This is a genomic window from Cylindrospermopsis raciborskii Cr2010 (assembly GCF_003367075.2).
In the GTDB taxonomy this organism is placed as follows: domain Bacteria; phylum Cyanobacteriota; class Cyanobacteriia; order Cyanobacteriales; family Nostocaceae; genus Raphidiopsis; species Raphidiopsis raciborskii.
Window position 1 is genome coordinate 3,450,440 of sequence record NZ_CP065936.1, and the last position, 21,057, is coordinate 3,471,496.

Annotated in this window: 20 protein-coding genes, 1 tRNA gene and 1 pseudogene; 13 read left to right on the plus strand and 9 right to left on the minus strand. The window is 41.0% G+C overall.

What is annotated here, in order from left to right; genetic code table 11:
- Positions 1-25 precede the first annotated feature (25 nt).
- The gene (locus C6N34_RS15610) at positions 26-481 is read left to right on the plus strand and encodes an SRPBCC family protein (protein ID WP_006276634.1); all 456 of its coding nucleotides are present in this window, start codon (positions 26-28) and stop codon (positions 479-481) included.
- Positions 482-510: 29 nt separating this feature from the next.
- Here C6N34_RS15610 and rpe read toward each other — a convergent pair whose 3' ends face one another.
- Positions 511-1,221 (minus strand): ribulose-phosphate 3-epimerase, encoded by a 711-nt coding sequence (gene rpe / locus C6N34_RS15615; RefSeq protein ID WP_006276635.1) that lies wholly within the window; start codon positions 1,219-1,221, stop codon positions 511-513.
- A gap of 163 nt (positions 1,222-1,384) precedes the next feature.
- Between rpe and C6N34_RS15620 the strand changes: the two genes are divergently transcribed.
- Positions 1,385-2,974 carry a S8 family serine peptidase gene (locus C6N34_RS15620; protein WP_057178186.1) on the plus strand — a complete coding sequence of 530 codons (1,590 nt, stop codon included), beginning with the start codon at positions 1,385-1,387 and terminating at the stop codon, positions 2,972-2,974.
- Here the strand turns inward: C6N34_RS15620 and C6N34_RS15625 are convergent.
- Positions 2,971-3,429, minus strand: a pseudogene (locus C6N34_RS15625) (GUN4 domain-containing protein); the annotation flags it as partial. The gene C6N34_RS15620 and the pseudogene C6N34_RS15625 overlap by 4 nt on opposite strands.
- Before the next feature lie 113 nt (positions 3,430-3,542).
- Here C6N34_RS15625 and C6N34_RS15630 point away from each other — a divergent pair.
- The gene (locus C6N34_RS15630; RefSeq protein WP_057178187.1) at positions 3,543-4,967 is read left to right on the plus strand and encodes an NADP-dependent isocitrate dehydrogenase; all 1,425 of its coding nucleotides are present in this window, start codon (positions 3,543-3,545) and stop codon (positions 4,965-4,967) included.
- 52 nt (positions 4,968-5,019) lie between these two features.
- A complete protein-coding gene (locus tag C6N34_RS15635) occupies positions 5,020-6,168 on the plus strand; it encodes an extracellular solute-binding protein (RefSeq protein WP_115538522.1) in 1,149 nt (382 codons plus the stop codon).
- A 40-nt stretch (positions 6,169-6,208) separates the two neighbouring features.
- Here C6N34_RS15635 and C6N34_RS15640 read toward each other — a convergent pair whose 3' ends face one another.
- Positions 6,209-7,108: a hypothetical protein gene (locus C6N34_RS15640; protein ID WP_057178189.1), complete on the minus strand. Its 900-nt coding sequence runs from the start codon at positions 7,106-7,108 to the stop codon at positions 6,209-6,211.
- A gap of 174 nt (positions 7,109-7,282) precedes the next feature.
- Here C6N34_RS15640 and C6N34_RS15645 point away from each other — a divergent pair, with 174 nt between their 5' ends.
- The 3 genes from C6N34_RS15645 (at position 7,283) to C6N34_RS15655 (ending at position 8,046) form a co-directional block, all read left to right on the plus strand.
- Positions 7,283-7,534 carry a DNA-directed RNA polymerase subunit omega gene (locus C6N34_RS15645; protein WP_040008574.1) on the plus strand — a complete coding sequence of 84 codons (252 nt, stop codon included), beginning with the start codon at positions 7,283-7,285 and terminating at the stop codon, positions 7,532-7,534.
- An 11-nt stretch (positions 7,535-7,545) separates the two neighbouring features.
- On the plus strand, positions 7,546-7,911 hold the full coding sequence (locus tag C6N34_RS15650) for a DUF1818 family protein (RefSeq protein ID WP_006276642.1): 366 nt from the start codon (positions 7,546-7,548) through the stop codon (positions 7,909-7,911).
- Between the two features lie 61 nt (positions 7,912-7,972).
- Positions 7,973-8,046 (plus strand) — tRNA-Pro (locus tag C6N34_RS15655).
- 11 nt (positions 8,047-8,057) lie between these two features.
- On the opposite strand, the gene C6N34_RS15660 is transcribed toward C6N34_RS15655, so the two are convergent.
- The 5 genes from C6N34_RS15660 to C6N34_RS15680 form a co-directional block, all read right to left on the minus strand.
- Entirely contained in the window at positions 8,058-8,627 is a 570-nt protein-coding gene (locus tag C6N34_RS15660; protein WP_006276643.1) for a 5-formyltetrahydrofolate cyclo-ligase, read from the minus strand.
- Complete coding sequence (locus tag C6N34_RS15665; protein ID WP_057178190.1) at positions 8,617-9,561, minus strand: GDP-L-fucose synthase family protein; 945 nt, start codon at positions 9,559-9,561, stop codon at positions 8,617-8,619. The genes C6N34_RS15660 and C6N34_RS15665 overlap by 11 nt, the downstream gene beginning before the upstream one ends.
- A gap of 11 nt (positions 9,562-9,572) precedes the next feature.
- Positions 9,573-10,652, minus strand: a complete 1,080-nt coding sequence (gene gmd, locus C6N34_RS15670) for a GDP-mannose 4,6-dehydratase (protein ID WP_057178191.1) — start codon at positions 10,650-10,652, stop codon at positions 9,573-9,575.
- Positions 10,653-10,790: 138 nt separating this feature from the next.
- Positions 10,791-11,549, minus strand: coding sequence for a sugar transferase (locus C6N34_RS15675; RefSeq protein ID WP_115538523.1), 759 nt, complete (start codon positions 11,547-11,549; stop codon positions 10,791-10,793).
- A 128-nt stretch (positions 11,550-11,677) separates the two neighbouring features.
- Positions 11,678-12,835: a glycosyltransferase gene (locus C6N34_RS15680; protein WP_040008615.1), complete on the minus strand. Its 1,158-nt coding sequence runs from the start codon at positions 12,833-12,835 to the stop codon at positions 11,678-11,680.
- A gap of 110 nt (positions 12,836-12,945) precedes the next feature.
- Between C6N34_RS15680 and C6N34_RS15685 the strand changes: the two genes are divergently transcribed.
- From C6N34_RS15685 to arsJ, 6 genes are all read left to right on the plus strand, one after another.
- A complete protein-coding gene (locus C6N34_RS15685; protein WP_115538524.1) occupies positions 12,946-13,869 on the plus strand; it encodes an NAD-dependent epimerase/dehydratase family protein in 924 nt (307 codons plus the stop codon).
- A 37-nt stretch (positions 13,870-13,906) separates the two neighbouring features.
- On the plus strand, positions 13,907-14,230 hold the full coding sequence (locus C6N34_RS15690; protein WP_115538525.1) for an ArsR/SmtB family transcription factor: 324 nt from the start codon (positions 13,907-13,909) through the stop codon (positions 14,228-14,230).
- A gap of 363 nt (positions 14,231-14,593) precedes the next feature.
- On the plus strand, positions 14,594-16,186 hold the full coding sequence (gene bchE, locus C6N34_RS15695) for a magnesium-protoporphyrin IX monomethyl ester anaerobic oxidative cyclase (RefSeq protein WP_057178195.1): 1,593 nt from the start codon (positions 14,594-14,596) through the stop codon (positions 16,184-16,186).
- Between the two features lie 136 nt (positions 16,187-16,322).
- A complete protein-coding gene (locus C6N34_RS15700) occupies positions 16,323-17,369 on the plus strand; it encodes a PstS family phosphate ABC transporter substrate-binding protein (RefSeq protein ID WP_115538526.1) in 1,047 nt (348 codons plus the stop codon).
- Between the two features lies 1 nt (position 17,370).
- Positions 17,371-18,387 carry an ArsJ-associated glyceraldehyde-3-phosphate dehydrogenase gene (locus tag C6N34_RS15705; RefSeq protein ID WP_057178197.1) on the plus strand — a complete coding sequence of 339 codons (1,017 nt, stop codon included), beginning with the start codon at positions 17,371-17,373 and terminating at the stop codon, positions 18,385-18,387.
- Positions 18,388-18,401: 14 nt separating this feature from the next.
- Complete coding sequence (gene arsJ / locus C6N34_RS15710; RefSeq protein ID WP_057178198.1) at positions 18,402-19,664, plus strand: organoarsenical effux MFS transporter ArsJ; 1,263 nt, start codon at positions 18,402-18,404, stop codon at positions 19,662-19,664.
- Positions 19,665-19,700: 36 nt separating this feature from the next.
- Here the strand turns inward: arsJ and C6N34_RS15715 are convergent, their stop codons facing one another.
- Positions 19,701-20,981 (minus strand): aspartate aminotransferase family protein, encoded by a 1,281-nt coding sequence (locus tag C6N34_RS15715; RefSeq protein WP_115538527.1) that lies wholly within the window; start codon positions 20,979-20,981, stop codon positions 19,701-19,703.
- Between the last annotated feature and the right edge of the window lie 76 nt (positions 20,982-21,057).

Genomic DNA, 21,057 nt, shown 5'->3' on the forward strand with positions numbered 1-21,057 from the left:
AAGTCTCAAACAAAACTCAAATCCCATGGCTGACTGGTTAGAGCATAGTGTACAGATAGAAGTTCCAGTTCCCATAGAACTAGTATGGGAATTGTGGTCTGATTTACAACAAATGCCCAAATGGATGAAATGGATTGATTCGGTGAATATCTCCACCGATGACCCCACCATCTCCCTTTGGAAACTGAGCACGGGCGGTCTGGAATTCACCTGGAAATCCCGCATCCTCCGAATTACCTCCCAGCAAATTATTCAGTGGGAATCGGTTGATGGCCTACCAAATCAGGGAGCTATTCGCTTTTATGACCGCCATCAAGAGGGTAGTATTGTCAAGATGACGGTCGCCTACGCTATACCAGGAATCCTTGGTAAGTTGATGGACAATTTGTTTTTAGGTCGGGTGGTGGAATCAACACTCCAAGCAGACTTAGAAAGATTCAAACAGTATGCCGTTGATTTACAACCAGACACAACTAGATAATTGACCATATCCCCTTTGATGGCAAATCGTTATAGAGAAACGGCCAGTTCCTTGACAGGACGTTTGCTATGACGAATATTTTCAATGGCTTGAGCATAGTCAGGAGCATTAAATACAGCTGAACCTGCTACAATGGCATTAGCTCCAGCTTCTAATACCTGCCAAGTATTATTAGCTTTTAAACCACCATCAACCTCAATCCAAGGATCCAAACCCTTTTCATCACACATCTGACGCAATTGACGAATTTTGGGCACCACGCTAGGAATAAAACTTTGTCCACCAAAACCAGGGTTAACACTCATGATCAGCACTAAATCACACAGTTCTAGTACATACTCGATTAGTTGTAAAGGTGTCCCAGGATTGAGCACAACCCCGGCTTGTTTACCTAGCTCCTTGATTTGTCCTAAAGTCCGATGCAGATGAGGTGAAGCATTATGCTCAGCATGGACGGAAATAATATCCGCACCAGCTTTAGCAAAGCCTTCTACATATTTTTCTGGTTCCACAATCATCAAGTGGACATCCAGGGGTTTGGTTGTAACTGGACGAATCGCCTCCACAACCAGAGGACCAATGGTAATATTGGGAACAAAACGTCCATCCATTACATCAACGTGAATCCAATCTGCTCCTGCTGCATCTACCGCACGAATGTCTTCGCCTAAACGACTAAAGTTTGCTGATAGGATGGATGGAGCAATAACTATGGGCTTTTGAGATCGGTTTTGAGTCATGGCTAGTGGGTTTTTTATCGTCTTCGTCTGTAAGTATGGTAACAGAATATGGTGCAATTCCTTTCAATTACAAATTGGGAATTTTTTCCTTGGCGAAAAGTAGAACTTCTTCATTCCTACTGTAGTGTGTAAGTGTGAACACGATTATGGGTTATTGAAAGCTATGAAGAAAACTTTGATTGTATGCGTGTTGGGTATTTACTCACTAGGTATACCAGCACTTGCATCTTTCCAATCTAGCAGTTTTCTGGGAACTAATGGTATTAATGCTCTGATTTTACACCAACCACCCTATAAATTAACCGGTCGTAAAATTGCCCTGGGTCAGGTAGAAATCGGCCGTCCCGGTTTATTTGGCTTGGATAAAGCCGTATCTAAAAACCGCGCCGTTACCCCAACTGCCGTATTTTCACTGAATGCACCCGCTCAGTCTAATTTTGGTGTTGATACTCACGCCTACAATGTAGCTGGAGTGATGACTAGTCAAGACAAGTCTCTTCCAGGAGTGGCACCTCAAGCAAGATTATACTCCTCTGCTGTTGGATTTAGCCGTAACTTAGGTCAATCAGAGGAGTGCTTGTCAGCACAACATGTTGCCCTTCAAAATGGTGGGGATGTACGAGCCATTAATTTTAGTTTTGGCGAACCCCTTAATCGCGATCCTAGACCAGAACCGGTGTTAGATGGTAAAGCTCTACTAACTTTGTGTGTTGACTGGTCAAGTCGAGTGCATGATGTAACCTATGTAATTGCTGGAAATCAGGGTAAAGGAGGAATTTCTATTCCTACGGACAATTTTAACGCCATTAACGTGGCCTTTTCATCAGCAAGGAGAGGAATTTTTGATAAACTCCATGTTTCTAATTTAGCAGGAAATAACCAAGAAGTGAGCGATCGCCTATTAGGGAAGGAATTTAACATTGATGGGCGTAGTTCTGTAGGTTTAGTAGCGCCCGGGACAAATATTCCGTTAATTAACCCGGATGGTAAATTAAATAAATCTACTGGTTCAAGTTTTGCAGCGCCCCAGGTAACGGCTGCCATAGGTCTGTTACAAGAATTTGCTGATAGACAAATAAGAAAGCAGGCTGTAAATTGGAGAATTGATGCCAGGAGACATCAAGTCATGAAAGCCGTACTATTAAACTCAGCGGAGAAAATCCTAGATAATGGTAATGGACTAAGACTGGGAATGACCAGGACATTAGTAGATAAACAAAATAGAGATTGGCTAGTTTCCCAGGCCTATCAAAATCCGGGAATTCCCTTGGATCCCCAAATGGGTTCAGGTCATTTAAATGTTTTTCGTGCTTACCAACAATTTATGTGGGGACAATGGGGGCCCGGTAATGAAGTACCAACCATTGGTTGGGATTATCATAGGATTAGTGCCAACTCATCAATAGACTATAGCCTGGGAAAACCCTTAAAAAAAGATAGTTTTGTAGCTATTACCTTGACCTGGGACAGACTAGTAGAACTAGAGGATACCAACCAAAACCAATTATATGATACGGACGAAACATTTATAGACAAAGGAATAAATAACTTAGATATTTACCTCTTAAAAGACGATGAAAAGAACATAAAAATTTCCAATTGCTCTTCCACAAGTCAAATTGACAACGTGGAGCATATTTTTTGCAGCATCCGTGAAGGTGGTAAGTATAAGGTACGCGTAGATTTTAAAAACCAAGTTAACCGATCAAAACAAGACTACGCCCTAGCTTGGTGGACAGTTGGAGAAAACTAAGAAGAAGTCCATGCGGGGTGAGATAGGAGAGAGGCCATAACTCGCACCCCCCGTAGTTGGTTAGATAGGGGTAAATGACCCCTAGGGGCGGTCAAATCCCAGGTAAACTCATGGGGATAGCGAGTCCATTTTTCACCCTGCTTCCAGCCGATTTTAGGCCATAACCTATCCCAATTTCTACCTACTCCCAACCAAAGTTCCCGCTGCACAGAAAAACCAAATTTGCCTTGGGAGTGAGCCAACCAAAGACTATTAATAGTTTGCAGATCCTGGATGGGAAAATTTTCCACTTCAGTGAAATATAACCATTTTCTGCGCACTGCTTGGGTTCCCGCCACTTCACACATTTGTTGAATTGTCAATAGGTCAGCAGCCTGAAAATCTTGCTTGACGAGCAACTGCGCCAAAGAATCATAACTAATACCACAGGCCGATTTGAGGGGTAGAATTCCTTGGGACTCCATACTTTTAAGGTTTACCGTTGATGGATTCATGCTATCATGAAATTACCAAAACAAATGGGTTCCTGCGTTAAATTAGCTTCACCTTATTTTGGAATGTGTTAACCATGTACGAAAAAATTACCCCTCCCCCGACCGGCGAAAAAATCACCTTCCAGAACGGGGAACCCATAGTTCCGGATAATCCCATTGTCCCTTTTATTCGCGGTGATGGAACAGGTATAGATATTTGGCCAGCTACGGAGAAAGTGCTAGATGCAGCAGTGGCTAAGGCTTACAATGGCAAAAGAAAGATTAGTTGGTTCAAGGTCTATGCTGGAGATGAAGCATGCGATTTATATGGAACCTACCAGTACTTACCTCAGGATACTCTTACAGCTATTAAGGAATATGGTATTGCCATTAAAGGTCCACTCACTACCCCCATAGGTGGTGGAATTCGTTCGTTGAACGTGGCATTGCGTCAAATATTTGATTTATATGCCTGTGTGCGTCCCTGTCGTTACTATGCGGGAACTCCTTCTCCCCATAAAAGTCCAGATAAACTAGATGTAATTGTTTATAGGGAAAATACGGAAGATATTTACTTGGGGATAGAATGGAAGCAAGGTAGTGAAATAGGAGAGCGATTGATCAACATCCTGAACAAAGATCTCATACCAGCGACACCAGAGCATGGCAAAAAACAGATTCCCCTGGATGCGGGAATAGGAATCAAACCGATTAGTAGGAGTGGTTCCCAAAGACTGGTGAGACGTGCCCTAAAGCATGCTTTACAACTACCCAAAGAAAAACAACAGGTAACCTTGGTGCATAAAGGGAATATAATGAAATACACCGAGGGAGCGTTTAGAGATTGGGGTTATGAGTTAGCGACCCAGGAATTTCGCGCAGAGTGTGTTACAGAAAGGGAATCATGGATTTTAGGCAATAAGGAGAAAAATCCCCAAATTTCCCTGGAAGAAAATGCCAGAATGATTGACCCGGGATTTGACAATTTGACACCAGAGAAAAAAGCACAAATTGTCAAAGAAGTAGAAACAGTAATCAATTCAATATGGTCTACCCACGGGGATGGACAATGGAAAGATAAAGTCATGGTAAATGATCGGATTGCTGACAGCATTTTTCAGCAGATTCAGACACGGCCAGATGAGTATTCTATTTTAGCCACGATGAACTTAAACGGAGATTATTTATCCGATGCTGCTGCGGCCATTGTCGGTGGTTTAGGAATGGGTCCAGGAGCAAACATTGGAGACTCCTGTGCCATTTTTGAAGCTACCCATGGCACAGCACCAAAACATGCAGGATTAGACAAAATTAATCCTGGTTCTGTTATCCTCTCAGGAGTGATGATGCTAGAATACATGGGATGGCAGGAAGCAGCGGATTTAATCAAAAGAGGGCTAGGTGCTTCCATAGCTGATGGTAAAGTCACTTATGACCTAGCACGGCTAATGGAACCTCCAGTGGAACCACTAAAATGCTCTGAATTTGCTGACACAATTATTCAACAATTCAACTGCTGATATCATATTGGTATTGGTATGCAAAAATGGGGACAGGAATTGGGGAAACAAAATGAAACGAAGGAATTTTCTATTTAATGTGGGTGGAATTCTGCTTGGTCAAACACTCATAGGATGTAACGGGAAAAATCAATCAGAATTCCAGGTATTGCTTTTAAAGGATTCTATACCAGGCTATGTGGTCAATCAATTTAACAAAAGATTACAATCAGATAAAACACTCCCCCATGTCAAACTAAGTTTCGTACCAAAAAATCAGATATATGATTTGTTTAAACAGTTACAAACTTGGCGAGAAACAAGAGATAAAAGTCCGGGAGAGAAAAAATCACCCCATTGTGACCTAGTAACCTTGGGAGACTATTGGTTAAAACCAGCTATTGAGCAGAAATTAATTCGACCCTTACCAATAAAAAAAAGTAAACAATGGTCATCCTTACAGGAAAAATGGCAGCAGTTGGTGAAACGGGATGATCAGGGTAATTGGGATTCTCAAGGTAAAGTATGGGGCGCACCTTATCGTTGGGGAAATACGGTGCTTGTATATAATCAGAAACAGTTACAGACCCTTAATTGGCAACCACGAGATTGGAGTGACTTATGGCGAAGTGATTTGCGCTCTCGAATTTCTTTACCCAATCACCCCAGAGAGGTGATTGGATTGGTTTTAAAGAAACTGGGCAGATCTTACAACACAGTAAATCTACTAGAAATTCCCAACTTAAACATAGAACTGGAGAGTTTAAATCAGCAGGTGAAATTCTATGACTCCACTAACTATCTAGAACCCCTAATTACTGGAGACACATGGTTAGCAGTAGGTTGGTCAAATGACATTATCCCTATTTTAAGTCGTTATCCCCAATTGAGAGCAGTTATACCCCAGTCAGGAACAGCAATTTGGGCAGATTTATGGGTGCAACCAGCAAATACACTAATGACTGAGGAAACAGATAATTTAATATCACAATGGATTGACTTTTGTTGGCAACCAGACATTGCTGGACAAATTGTGATGTTGGGTAAAACCAACACCCCTACTTTTATCAATACTTCTAAGGTTCAGGGTATAAGTGATTCCATACAAAACTTACTCCTAATTGAGCAGGAATTACTAGAAAAATGCGAGTTCTTAAAACCCTTATCCTTAGAAAGTATAAACCAGTACGAGGAATTGTTTTTAAAAATGAAAACTGGCTAAACAATCTCTGATGCTAGCCGAATTCTCACCACCCACCTAGCTAATTACCTCCCTTAAGACGACTGGTTCTAGTCCGACGGGGAGTAGAACCTTCTACCTTAGGGCGTGGGGAAGAACTAGAAACCGTGGGTTTTGATTCTGACGTTACTTCTGGGGGATTTTCAGGTATCAAGTCCGTTGCAGATTGGTCTGGGGACTCAGTTATAATTGTTTGCAGCTCTTCTGTGAAATTGGCAACCTGCTGGAGCTCGGGAACAAATTCCTTTCCTTGGAGTCTTAGACCTAGCTCGAACAGCAATTCCGCCATATCATCCTTAGAAACCTTCTCTTGAGTTAATATGGAGGAGTACCTTTCCAACTCCTCAATGGTTTGGGCACGTAGCTCGGTGATTTCATCCTGCAACTTACTCCGAGTGGCCTGCAAATTTTCCTGCAAGGTCTTCGTCTGCTGTTGAAATGTTTCCTTCACCGTTTCAATGTTACCCCCTAGCCTTTTGTTCACTAGCTCAATCTGCTGACGAATTTCTAGCTTTTCCTCCTCGTCTTTTGTCTGTATTGATTTAAACCGCTTATCGGCATTTTCCGCTAGTTCGTCTAATTCAGCTGTTACGGAATCTTGTAGTTCCTGGGTGGCCGTGAGAATGCGCTTGTTAATATTATCTATTTGCTGATTGAGGTTAAATTTCTCCTCCTCATCCTTAATAATTAGATTGCGAATCTTTTTTTCTAATAGATCAGCAGTAGCGTTTAACTCCACTAAGATTGTTTGACGAGTTTCCTCACCTCGATTGCGCAATTCATACTGAACCGATGCCAAACCACGTTCCAGCTGTTCTAGACGGTTATTATACTCTCTCAAATGAGGTCCAATTAGTATGTCGCGGATCTGATCTATGTTGCCTAAGCGTTCCCTGAGATCGGACTTTGTTAGCTCGTTCATGATCTTTTCCTAGGTTCAAGTAAGGATTGTAACACAAATAGGGTATCACAAGTGTTCAAAAAATTCATTAAAATTATCCAACAATTATCTTGTGGGTTTAGTCGTTTTTTGATAATTGTGCTAGTATTTGGTGAGTAAGTGAATCGAACGTCAAAAATTCAACCCAAAACAACTATGCTCAAACGTTCCAGGTTCGAGACCACCCAATCTCAAGTTATGCAGCGCTCAGAGGATTTGATTAACGCCGCATCAAATCGTTATAGAATCACTGTGCAGGTGGCTAATCGTGCTAAACGTCGCCGTTATGAAGACTTTGAGAATAACGAAGATAGCATTATGAAACCGGTGCTTAGAGCAATCATTGAAATGTCTGATGAGTTAACTCAGCCAGAAATTATTGGTGAGTTACCTAGTGATTGGCTGTAATACTACGGAAAATGGAAAAGGTAGTTAAACGGGGAACTGGTTGGCAAATAGGTTGGAAACCAGACTCTACCCAATTTAATGGTCTGGTAGGAAGTGACGATTGGGCCGTCGAACTAACCCAACTAGAGCTGGAACATTTTTGCCGTTTACTAACCCAACTAGTGGAGACCATCAGGGTTTTGACATCGGAACTCATGGATGAAGAAAAAATTACCTGTGAAGCTGAATCCGATCTAGTGTGGATGGAAGTAGAAGGAGATGCTCATCTGTATAGCATGCGATTTATCCTGACTAATGGAAGATCGGTTCAAGGATACTTGAGTGACCATGCTGTCCAAGAGTTAGTCAAGGCCGTGGCAACTCTGAAAGTTTTTTGAAAACCCCTTGCTTTTTTTTCTCACCTTTGATATATTAAGGAAAGTGATTTAATTTAGTTAACGGGGCGTAGCGCAGCTTGGTAGCGCGCCACTTTGGGGTAGTGGAGGTCGTGGGTTCGAATCCCGCCGCTCCGATTCCAGTTTCTTTAAGAACCCTGGTGATCAGTAAAAACCCCTCCCAATGGTTGGTCCCAAGGATCAATCCAGGGTATTTCTGGTAAGTAGGCAAAATCAAAAACTACCCCTCTAGTGGGTATGTGGGATATGGTGGGAGAACTCAAAAATCGGTCATAGTAACCACCACCATAACCTAAACGGTATCCTTGGCGATCGCAGGCCACACTGGGAACCAGGATGAGGTCAGCTTCCGTCGAGTCTATGGTAGGAGAACAGGGATCTGGTTCAGCAATGCCATAATTGCTGATGGTTAGAATGGTGTCTGGTTGCCATAAATGCCAAACAAGAGATTTGCCAACACAGCGGGGGAAACCCCAACGACGTTGGGAATTCATAGACCGACTAAACAGTGAACTCAGATCCGGTTCCTGACGAAAACTCAAGTAGGCGAGAATTGTTTTGGCTCGGGTAAATAAAGGTGAGGATTGTATTATACTACAAATGCGATCGCTCTTGAGTTGCCATTCTTGTAAGGTCATGGATTGACGAGTTGCCAATATTTGGTAACGCAGTTGTTTCTTGCTGACCTTAGTTTGCATTTTGCCTATACCATTGGATGGTATTTTTCAATCCTTGCTCAAAGGTCACTTGAGCGGTAAAACCAAAAGCCGCCCTAGCTTTTTGAGTATCTAAACAGCGTCTTGGTTGTCCATTGGGTTTATCTGTTTGCCAGACTATTTCTCCGTCATATTCCATTAATTGACAAATAAGAGTGATTAAGTCCTTAATAGAGATTTCATAACCCGTACCCAAATTAATGGGAGCAGATTCATGATAAAACCGAGTTCCCATAACAATACCTAGTGCTGCATCTGTGGAGTAGAGAAATTCCCGGGTAGGGGAACCATCACCCCAGACCAGAAGTTGTTTTTCTCCATTAATTTGGGCTTCGTAAACCTTGCGAATCAAAGCGGGAATCACATGAGAACTTTTGGGGTCAAAATTGTCTTCAGGTCCATAGAGATTTACGGGTAGTAAGTAAATACCATTAAAACCATATTGCTGACGATAGGACTGGAGCTGAACCAAAAGAGCTTTTTTAGCAATCCCGTAGGGAGCATTAGTTTCTTCAGGATAACCATTCCAAAGATCTTCCTCTTGAAATGGAACGGGGGTAAATTTAGGGTAAGCGCAAATAGTTCCCACACAGACAAACTTTTCCACACCTGCTTGATAAGCTGCATGGATCAACTGGGTTCCCATGATTAAGTTGTCATAAAATAACTCAGCTGGTTTTTCTTGATTCAAACCAATTCCCCCCACATGAGCAGCTAGGTGAATGATAATATCCTGTTGATTAGCTGCGCGCTGACAATTTTCCCAAACTCTTAGATCACAATCACGGGAGCGTGTGACTGTGATTTTTTCTGGATTAGCTCCAGCTTGACATAATTGAGCTACTACCTGGCGACCTAGAAAACCCGCTCCACCTGTTACCAGAATACGTTTGCTTTCTAATTCTAATTCATTCATCTTTCCACCCCTTAAAAATGTAGAGCACCTATCTCATGACGAATAATTGCCATATCCCAGGGAATTTGCAAACTACTGCTATGGGGGGAGTTTAGCCCTAATGCCTGTAGATCTGCTTCTACCATCAAAGCTACCAACTGCTCAAAGGTAACTGAGGGTTGCCAAGACAATTTTTGTCTAGCTTTGGTGGAATCACCAATTAATAGGTCTACTTCTGCTGGTCTTAAATACCGTTGATCAAATTCAACATAATCCTCCCACTTGAGATTCACATAACTAAATGCCAAATCTAAAAATTCCCTCACTGAGTGGGTTTCACCAGTAGCAATTACATAATCATCTGGCTGTTCTTTTTGTAACATTAACCACATAGCTCGCACATAATCTTTAGCATATCCCCAATCCCGTTTGGCATCTAAATTGCCCATATATAATTTGTTTTGCTTACCAGCTACAATACGGGATACAGCTCTAGTAATTTTGCGAGTTACAAAGGTTTCCCCACGTCTGGGAGATTCGTGATTAAATAAAATACCATTACAGGCAAATAAGCCATAGGATTCTCGATAGTTGATAGTTTGCCAGTGGGCATAAACTTTAGCGCAGGCGTAGGGACTACGGGGATAAAAGGGTGTAGTTTCACTTTGAGGCACAGCCTGTACTAGACCATACATTTCTGAAGAACCAGCTTGATAGAAACGAACTTGAATCCCTGTGCGATTTTGGTAGTCACGAACAGCTTCTAAGAGACGTAGGGTTCCCATAGCTACGGAATCAACCGTATATTCTGGGGAATCAAAGCTAACCCTCACATGGGACTGGGCACCCAAATTATAGATTTCAACTGGTTTTACCTCTTCTAAAATTCGACGTAGGGTAGTACCATCGGTAAGATCACCATAGTGCAAGAAGAACCTTGCACCTTGTTGATGGGGATCTTCGTAAATGTGATCAATACGATCCGTGTTAAATGTGGAGGTGCGACGAATTATGCCATGAACTTCATAACCTTTTTCTAACAAAAATTCACTCAAGTATGAACCGTCTTGACCAGTAATACCAGTGATTAAAGCTTTTTTGATTCGATTCACGCCAAACTTTTCCTTTTAAAGTTATAGTATTAGCCAGAATACCATGTAGGTGGTTAGTTTCTTACCATTTCAACTAGTTCAACCTGATTAGTAAGTGGGAAAAAACCCACTGAATCAGGTTAAATAACCGAAAGTTTCTTAGTATGCTCCGTTGTTCTTGGGAATAATGACTATATTAATAGTTTTGAGAATAATCCATAGATCCAGTAAAAAGCTCCTATATCTAACATAGTGTAGATCTATTTGTACTCTTTTAGGATAAGGTATGTCATTACGCCCGGAGACTTGCCACAATCCGGTTATTCCCGGACGGATAGTTAAAACCTGATCAATGTGAGACCCGTATTTTTGCAGTTCCTTAACTACTAGGGGACGGGGACCAACTACGCTCATATCTCCCTTTAATACGTTCCAAAATTGAGGAAATTCATCCAGACTAGTAATTCTCAAGAAATGACCAACTTTGGTAATACGAGGATCATCTTTAAGTTTAAAAGTGCTGTTAAACTCATCACGCATTTCTGGACAAGTTTCCATCATCTGTGCCAGTATTTCATCTGCATTTGTCACCATAGTACGAAACTTGATGCAATTAAAGACACGATAATTTTTTCCAACTCGTTCTTGAAGGTAGAATATAGGGCCTTCAGAACTGAGAGCAATCAGTAAAGCCAGAACTATATAGACAGGGAAAAACAGGATCAAAACCAATAGTGAAAAAGTGATATCAAACAATCGTTTGGTAAGCTCTCCGTTTAAACCCTCAAAGTTCAAGCCCCTAGGTTTAATCCTGGGAGGTTGAGGTTTTTGACCGCGTTTTTTGGAAGTATGCGTCGAAGTACTGGCATCTTTACGCGGGTAACGCTTATCGGAGAGGAGTGAGCTCTGGGCAGTCATTATACTCCTTAATAATCCACACCACACACAGTCCCGATCTTAAAGCTAAAAGACACTTATTTCCGAGACAATTCTCAAAAACATTCTTGAAAATTGGAAAAATAACTGTACGAGTTGCGGATATGATTTTATGAGTGGTGTTGCTTTTGACAAGAATCTAGAAAATCTAGATAATCATTAGCAAAAACCTGGGAAGAAAATCCTTCCGCGTGGGATCTCAGATACTCATGTTTGAACAGGTCCTCATAGGTTTCAAAGTTTTGCACGGCCTCCACTAAAGACGCTATGGTTTGCTGTTTAAAGAATATACCTGTTCCGGTTTTAATACAAGTACGAATATCCCTAACTGTTTCCAAAGCTCCCCCTGCACCGTATGCAATTACTGGAGTACCACAAGCTTGGGCCTCAACTAAAGCAATACCAAAATCCTCACAAGCTGCATATACAAAAGCTTTTGCACGTGCCATGTATGATTTCACTACTGTTTCCGATTGCCATCCCAAGATCTGAATATGGGGACGGGCGATCGCCTGTAGATGTTCCTTTTGGGGACCATTGCCAATGACGACTAGTGGGCGTTGTAGTTGATTAAAGGCCTGAACAATTAAAGATACTTGTTTATAGCTAACTAATCGGCTAACTATGAGGTAGAAATCTTCTTTTTGGGAACTAAAGGGGCAATTTTCAGTGTTAACTGGTGGATAGATGACTTTGGCTTGACGACGATAGCACCGCCAAATCCTTTTGGCAGTGTGTTGAGAGTTGGCAATGAAGTAATCCACTCGGTTAGCACTGACCACGTCCCACTGTCTCAATCCATGTAGTAGATATTTAGTTACCCATCCCAAAACTCCTTTACCGACTTTGCTCTGAGCTAGGTAATCAAAGGTTAGATCCCAAGCATAACGCATTGGACTATGACAATAACAAACGTGTAACTGGTTAGGAGTGGTTAGAATCCCTTTAGCTACTGCATGGGATGATGACAAAATAATTTCATATTCTCGCAAGTCTAGTTGCTCTATAGCTAGTGGTAATAAAGGCAAATACTTTTGTACACCTTGATAAGCAAATGGCAAGCGTTGTAAAAAAGTCGTGCCAACTCGACGCTTATAAAGATAGCTTTCAGGATTACTTGATTCAAAATCTATTAAGGCATATAAATCAGCATCCACTAGATTTAATATTTCCCGGACTACTAGTTCTGAACCCCCAGTAGCTTTGGGTGTTAGCCACTCGTGAACCATAGCATATTTTTTAGTTGTGGACACAGTGATTAGCCCCATTACGAATAACATTATTGAACCATAACTGCATTCCCCTTGGGTCATTCTCTGTGATACTCTCAATTTACAGGCGATTTTTTCTCCTCAAGTTTGTCAGATATGGTGATTTTATGCGTATTCTGGTTATTGGTGGAACTCGGTTCATTGGTGTCTATTTAACTCAATTGCTCATTAAGGCTGGACACGAAGTAGTATTGTTTAATCGTGGCAATTATCCTGCACCGGACGGTGTGGGTCAAATTATTGGCGATCGCACGGATCCTAGTCAGTTGTCTAAGCTATCCCAGGAGAGTTTTGATGTCATTTTTGACAATAATGGTCGAGAACTTACTGATACTGAACCTTTGGCAAAAATGTTCCAGGGAAGGGTTAAACAGTTTGTTTATATGAGTTCAGCTGGAGTGTATCTTAAATCCGATCAATTGCCCCATGTAGAAGGGGATACTATTGATCCTAAAAGTCGTCATCGTGGTAAACATGAAACTGAGTCCTTCTTGCAACAGTTAGGAATTCCTTTTACTTCCATTCGTCCCACTTATATTTACGGACCGAAAAATTATAATCCCCTGGAAAGTTGGTTCTTTGACCGCATAGTGCGCGATCGCCCTATTCCCATTCCAGGTAACGGGTTACATATTACCCAATTAGGTCATGTTCAAGATTTAGCTCAGGCAATGTTACAGGTAATTGGTAACGAAACAGCCATTGGTAAGATTTATAATGTTTCAGGCGATCGCTTTGTGACTTTTGATGGTTTAGCTCGCGCTTGTGCTATTGCTGCTGGTAAGTCTGCTGACAGTGTAAAAATTGTCCATTACGACCCTAAAAAGTTTGATTTTGGTAAGCGTAAGGCTTTTCCCATGCGGGCACAACACTTTTTTGCATCTGTGAATAGAGCGATTACAGAATTAAATTGGCAACCCCAGTATGATTTAATTTCCGGTTTGCAAGATTCCTTTCAAAATGACTATTTAACCGGTGGTGCAGCTCAAGGGGAAATAGACTTTTCTGTTGACGATGAAATACTAGCTTAAAGATGCTAGCATGAGGATTTGAATATTGGAGAAATCCATGCCCACCTCTTTGCACACAACCCCTTATCTCATGGCCCAGACTTTTCATGCTTTATCCGATCCTATTAGGATTAGTGTAATAGAGCTGTTGCGCCATCGAGAACTTTGTGTGTGTGACTTGTCTAATGCTTTAGGTATTAGTCAGTCTAAACTTTCTTTTCATCTAAAGATTCTTAAACAGACAGGTCTGGTTGTAAATCGCCAAGAAGGACGCTGGATATACTACAGTTTAAATTTGTACCAATTTCAGATTCTAGAGCAGTATTTACAAGATATTCGGGTCAACTCCCCCGTTTTACCCCTTACCTCCTTTTGTGGGTAAATGAGTAAATAAATAGACGATACTTATAGGTTTTGCTTAGCATTAGCATTAATTAAGCATGAACCGTTCCCAGAAAAAAGTAAATTGAACATTAAATCTTAGCAAAGTTTATTCATAGAGGAAAGTTTCTAGGTGTAGACTTATGATAGGGGATGAACCAGAGCGCCTCCCAAACATCACCTTTAACCATAAACCATAACATTTTTTGATTTTGTGCCCTACAAGCAAATTCCCAGAACAAAGTTTTTAAAAAATAATTAAAAGTCGAATATAGCCACCCTATATTGGGTCTGAAATAGCGAAATTTTCCGTGGATGATGCGTAAATCCTGTCTTCAAATCGAGAAAGATTAAGAGGTAAATTATGCGGATCATGATGATTCAACCCAATTACCATTCTGGTGGTGCGGAAATTGCGGGTAATTGGCCACCTAGTTGGGTTCCCTATGTAGGAGGAGCATTAAAAAATGCCGGGTTTACTAACATTCAGTTTGTGGATGCCATGACCGACTATATCACTGATGATGCTCTAGCACAAATCATTCGAGATTATCAGCCAGATATTGTATTGGCAACAGCCATTACACCCATGATTTACCAGTCACAAACTACCCTACAAATTGTTAAACAAATCCTTCCTCAAGCCAAAACAATTATGGGTGGAGTTCACCCCACCTATATGTACAACGAAGTTCTCCAGGAAGCTCCCTGGGTAGATTATATTATCCGTGGAGAAGGAGAAGAAATTACAGTTAATTTAGTACAGGCGATCGCTCAAGGTAGTGATGAAAAAGACCGTCGTCATATCTTAGGAATTGCCTTTTTAGAAAATGGGGAGGTAGTAGCCACTCCAGCACATCCACCCATTAGTGATTTAGATACCCTGACCCCAGATTGGGACTTATTAGATTGGAGTAAATATATCTACACTCCTTTGAACGTGCGAGTAGCTGTTCCCAACTATGCCAGAGGTTGTCCATTTACTTGCCGTTTTTGTTCCCAGTGGGCATTCTGGCGGAAATATCGTTCTAGTAGTCCTAAAAAATTCGTGGACCAAATTGAACTTTTGGTAAAAAAATATCAGGTAGGATTTTTCATTTTAGCCGATGAAGAACCAACCATTAACAAACCAAAATTTCTAGATTTATGTCATGAGTTAATAGCCAGAAATTTAGGTGTGCACTGGGGAATCAACACCAGAGTTACAGACATATTGAGAGACGAAGCAGATTTACCTCTTTACCGTCAAGCTGGCTTAGTTCATGTTTCCTTGGGTACGGAAGCTGCTGCACAATTAAAGTTAAATCTGTTCCGCAAAGAAACCACAATTGAACAAAATAAACGGGCAATTCAATTATTACAGCAAAATGGCATGGTTGCTGAAGCCCAGTTTATTATGGGACTGGAAAACGAAACCCCAGAAACCATTGAAGAAACCTATAAAATGGCTTTGGACTGGAAAGCTGACATGGTAAACTGGAACATGTTTACCCCCTGGCCATTTTCTGAATTATTTCAGGATTTGGGAGACCGTGTGGAAGTTCGAGATTATTCCCAATATAACTTCGTCACTCCTATCATGAAACCGGATGCTATGGAGCGAGAAGATGTTCTCAAAGGAGTGCTTAAGAACTATGCCCGCTTTTACCTCCGCAAGACCTTTGAATATTGGTTTGTGAAGGATTCCTTTAAGCGTAAATATCTTTTAGGCTGTTTAGGAGCTTTTGTAAAAACCACCCTAAACAAACGTTTTTACAATCTCAAACGGGTCAAATATAAAGGTTTAAGCACCGAAATTGAACTAGGATTTGACCAGTCCAAAATTCTTACCCGTGAACAAATAGCCCAGCGTAAACAAGAGCATCCCGAATTGATGGCAGATGTGAACTTTACTGGTAACATTTCCGCATGTGGTGCGCCTAATGATTTGCCTGAACTGGAGGATTTGACATCTTAACCTGAAAGGGAAATGGGGAATATTAAATTGTTATGGTTAATTTTTGTATATTTTTCCCTTTACATAATTGACATATCAATTTTTTTTGAAATGATGAATACATACTATCCAGTAGAACCATATTTAGGATAAACCAGTGAAAGCAACCGCAGTAAGATTATTGATCACAGTGGGAATGTTAACATTGGCCACCAGTTGCACCGCTGATGTGAACAAAAACAGTTCAGTAGAAGCAACAAAAGATGTTAACTCTCAGATAGCACGTAAAATCAAAATAGACGGATCCAGCACTGTATATCCGATTACCCAGGCTATAGTTAAAGAGTTTACTAAGGATGGGAAAAATTCCAGTTCAGTAGAAGTAAGTGTTTCTGGTACGGGGGGAGGGTTTAAAAAATTCTGCAGTAATGAAATGGACATAAATAATGCTTCCCGACCGATTTCCGCCAAGGAAATGGCAGAGTGTAATAAGAATGGTGTCAGATATATAGAAATACCTATTGCATTTGATGCTTTAACTGTTGTAGTGAATCCCCAAAATAACTGGGTTGAGGATATGACAGTTGATGAATTGAAAAAGACATGGGAACCCCAATCCCAGGGAAAAATTACCAAGTGGAATCAAATACGTGCTTCCTGGCCGGATCGTCCATTAAAATTATATGGACCAGGTAGGGATTCTGGCACTTACGACTATTTTGTCGAGGCCATTATTGGCAAAGAAAAAGCTAGTCGTAATGATTATACAGCTAGTGAAGACGACAATGTGTTAGTTGAAGGAGTTAATAAAGATATTGAGGCTTTAAGCTATTTTGGCTATGCCTACTACGAGAAAAATCAAGACAAAGTAAAACTGGTAGCTATTGATAACAAAAAGGGTCCGGTTTTACCATCCCAGGAAACAGTAGGGAAATCCAGGTATCAACCCCTATCCAGACCCCTATTTATTTATGTGAATTTGTGGTCAGGTGAAAAGCGATCGAAAATTTATGAGTTTGTGGACTTTTACTTAAAAAAGGCACCAGCAATAGTTAATTCCGTTGGCTCCGTACCTTTACCGGAGGAAGCATACAAAATTGGCTATGTACACTTACATAACGGTAAAGCTGGGACGGTATTTGGGGGTAAGTCAGAATTCGATTTAACTATTGGTCAATTATTGCGTAAGCGGAAGGAATTTTAAGATGACAGTGAGAGTAGGAATTAATGGGTTTGGGCGCATAGGACGTTTGGTATTGCGTGCTGGGTGGGATTGGTCAGAAATAGAATTTGTGCATATAAATGAACTCAAAGGTGGTGTGGAAGCAGCAGCTCATTTACTCAAATTTGATTCCGTACATGGACGTTGGCAAAATGAGGTAGGAACGGGAAAAGACCGAATCCTTATTGGTGACAAATCCCTCACCTTTAGTGAATATTCCCAACCGGGGGAAGTTCCGTGGGAAGAATTTGCCGTGGACATTGTTTTAGAATGCTCAGGAAAATTTAGGACCCTAGAAACTCTCAGTCCCTACTTTCAAAGAGGAGTAGGTAAAGTAATTGTTGCTGCACCCGTAAAAGGGGGAGCTTTAAATATTGTGATGGGAGTAAATGATCAGCTTTATAAACCCCAAGAGGATCATATTTTAACAGCTGCTTCTTGTACCACCAACTGTTTAGCACCAGTGGTAAAAGTTATTCATGAAGGTATAGGAATTAAGCATGGAATTATCACCACAATTCATGATCACACTAACACCCAAACCATAGTTGACGCACCCCATAAAGATTTGCGTCGTGCTAGAGCTACAGGTATGTCATTGATTCCCACTTCCACCGGTTCAGCTACAGCGATTGGACTAATTTATCCCGAATTAAATGGCAAGTTAAATGGTTTAGCTGTGCGTGTACCTTTATTAAACGCTTCCCTCACGGATTGTGTATTTGAGGTAGTGCGACCAACCACCATAGAAGAAATTAATGCTTTATTAAAAGCAGCTTCTGAGGAGGAACCATTAAAAGGAATTTTGGGTTATGAGGAACGTCCTCTAGTTTCCATTGATTATAAGGATGATCCTCGCTCTTCAATTATTGATGCACTTTCCACAATGGTTGTCAATGAAACCCAAGTCAAAATCCTGGCTTGGTATGACAATGAATGGGGTTACGCTAATCGGATGGCTGAATTAACTCGGAAAGTAGCTTTAAGTTGGCATCAGTAACACAACAAAAATATATGAACCATACTGCTGATTCAGGTGCAAATTTGAGAAATTATGCTGTAGTTACCCTAGCTTATTGGGGTTTTACCATTACAGATGGCGCATTGAGAATGCTAGTTTTGTTGTACTTTAATCAAATTGGTTATACACCCTTACAAATTGCCTTTTTATTTCTGTTTTATGAGATATTTGGCATCGTTACTAATTTTTTAGGTGGATGGGTGGGATCCCAATTAGGTCTGAAAGTTACTCTTTATAGTGGTATAGGTTTACAAGTTTTTTCTTTGTTCATGTTGTCTTGGTTAAATACAGATTGGGTGCAGTGGTTAGCAGTTCTTTATGTGATGGTAGCCCAGGCGTTTTCTGGCATTGCTAAGGATTTAACTAAGATGAGCTCCAAAAGTGCTATTCGTTTAGTGGTTCCTCAAGATGCTCAATCTTCCCTATTCAAATGGGTGGCAATTTTAACCGGTTCTAAAAATGCCTTAAAAGGAATTGGTTTTTTTGTTGGTAGTGCTTTGTTATCATTATTTGGCTTTGTCAATGCTCTCTTAATTATGGCAGGCGCGCTATTTTTGATTATGTTCACAGGATTATTATTACCCAAAGGAATGGGGAAAATTAAAAAGAAAGTTAAATTCAGTCAGCTATTTTCTAAAAGTGAAGAGATCAACATTTTATCCGCAGCTAGATTCTTTTTGTTTGGCTCCCGTGATGTTTGGTTTGTAGTTGGTTTACCAGTGTTTTTACGTGAAGTTTTGGGTTGGTCTTTTTATCAAGTAGGGGGATTTTTAGCAACCTGGGTGATTGGCTATGGAATTGTACAATTTTTTGCTCCCAATTTAATGAAGAAATTTGGTTCTGGTCGGGCACCAACAGCCAAAAATATTCAATTTTGGACATTTGCCTTAACAGCTGTTCCTTGTGTCATAGCACTAGCTCTTCAAAGCGGGTTGCCTGCTAATATAGTTATGATTAGTGGACTAATGTTGTTTGGTGTGGTATTCGCCTTTAATTCTGCGGTTCACTCCTACTTAGTTTTGGCATTTACCGATGATGATAAAGTAGCTTTAAACGTTGGTTTTTATTACATGGCCAATTCCGGTGGTCGTCTAGCGGGAACAGTATTATCCGGATTAGTCTATCAGTTATTTGGGTTAGTGGGTTGTTTGTGGACATCAATGATTTTTGTGTTGGGAGCTGGTTTAGTTTCCTTAAAGTTACCAAATCCCAATCCGAGTAAGGATATTGTGTGGAAGGGAGGAGAGGGGGACTGAATGTTAAGTACCCACCCACCCTTAGGTTGGATAAATTTAATTGTTGCTGATTCTTGCCAGGGCCCTTTCTACGCACTGTAATGCCTGATTGATATCAGTATCTGTAACAATTAGGGGAGGTACAAACCGAACTACATTGGGACCTGCTGGTACCAGCAACAACCCCTCTTCCATAGCAGCTCTGACTACATCCGATGCGGTTAAGGGACTATCTTCCCTAATTTCCATACCATTAATTAGTCCCCAACCGCGTACCTGGGAAATATGGCGAGGATATTTACGGACAATCATTTTTAGTCCTTCCCGTAAATGGGCTCCCTGCTCCTGAACATTCTCTAAAATATTTTCCCTTTCCAAGGTCTGGCACACTGTCAAAGCTACACCGCAAGCAAAAGGATTGCCACCAAATGTGCTCGCATGTTCCCCGGGTTCAAAAATGTCACAGAACTTTTTGCTCATCATGGCCCCAATGGGAATACCTCCACCTAACCCCTTGGCACTGGTGAAAATATCCGGTTCCACACCTAAATGTTCGTAACCCCATAATTTACCACTGCGTCCCATTCCTACTTGGACTTCATCGAAAATTAATAAAATGCCAGTTTCATCACAAATTTCCCGTAAGCGTTGGAAATACTGCTTGTCACCAGGACGAACTCCTCCCTCCCCTTGTAATGGCTCAATTAAAATTGCACAAACTCGATAGTTACCTTCATCTAACTCACTCACTGCTGCTTCTACTTCTTTGATATCATTGTAGTTAATATAATGGAACCCAGGAACTAGGGGATCAAAGTTTTTCTGATATTTGGGTTGTCCGGTAGCTGTGACGGTGGCTAGGGTTCGACCATGAAAACTAGCATGAGCAGTTAAAATAATGGGGTGGGCAATGTCTAGAACTTTGTGAGCATATTTCCGGGCAAGTTTAATCGCCGCTTCATTAGCTTCCGCTCCAGAATTGCAGAAAAACACCCGGTCAGCACAGGAGTTTTCTACTATCCATTTAGCCAGTGCCCCCTGTTCTGGAATATAGTAGAGATTGGAAACATGATGTAGCTTTTGAATCTGGTAGGTTACCGCTTCTACCATAGCCGGGTGGGCGTGTCCTAAAGTACAAGTAGCTATACCAGCAACAAAGTCAAGATATTCTTTACCCTGGGTATCCCAAACCCTACAACCAGCACCCCTTTCCAGAGCGATGGGAAAACGTCCGTAGGTGGACATCACTACTTGGTTAAAATTATCCACACTAAATACATTCATACCTGATATATTTGAGGGGATTATTGGCTGTTCAACTAAACTTTGGATACTCACTACCGCACCTCCAATAAATTTTTAGTCCTAAATACTTTGCCAGTTTTTCCGGAAGATTTCAAAATTATCCATTATC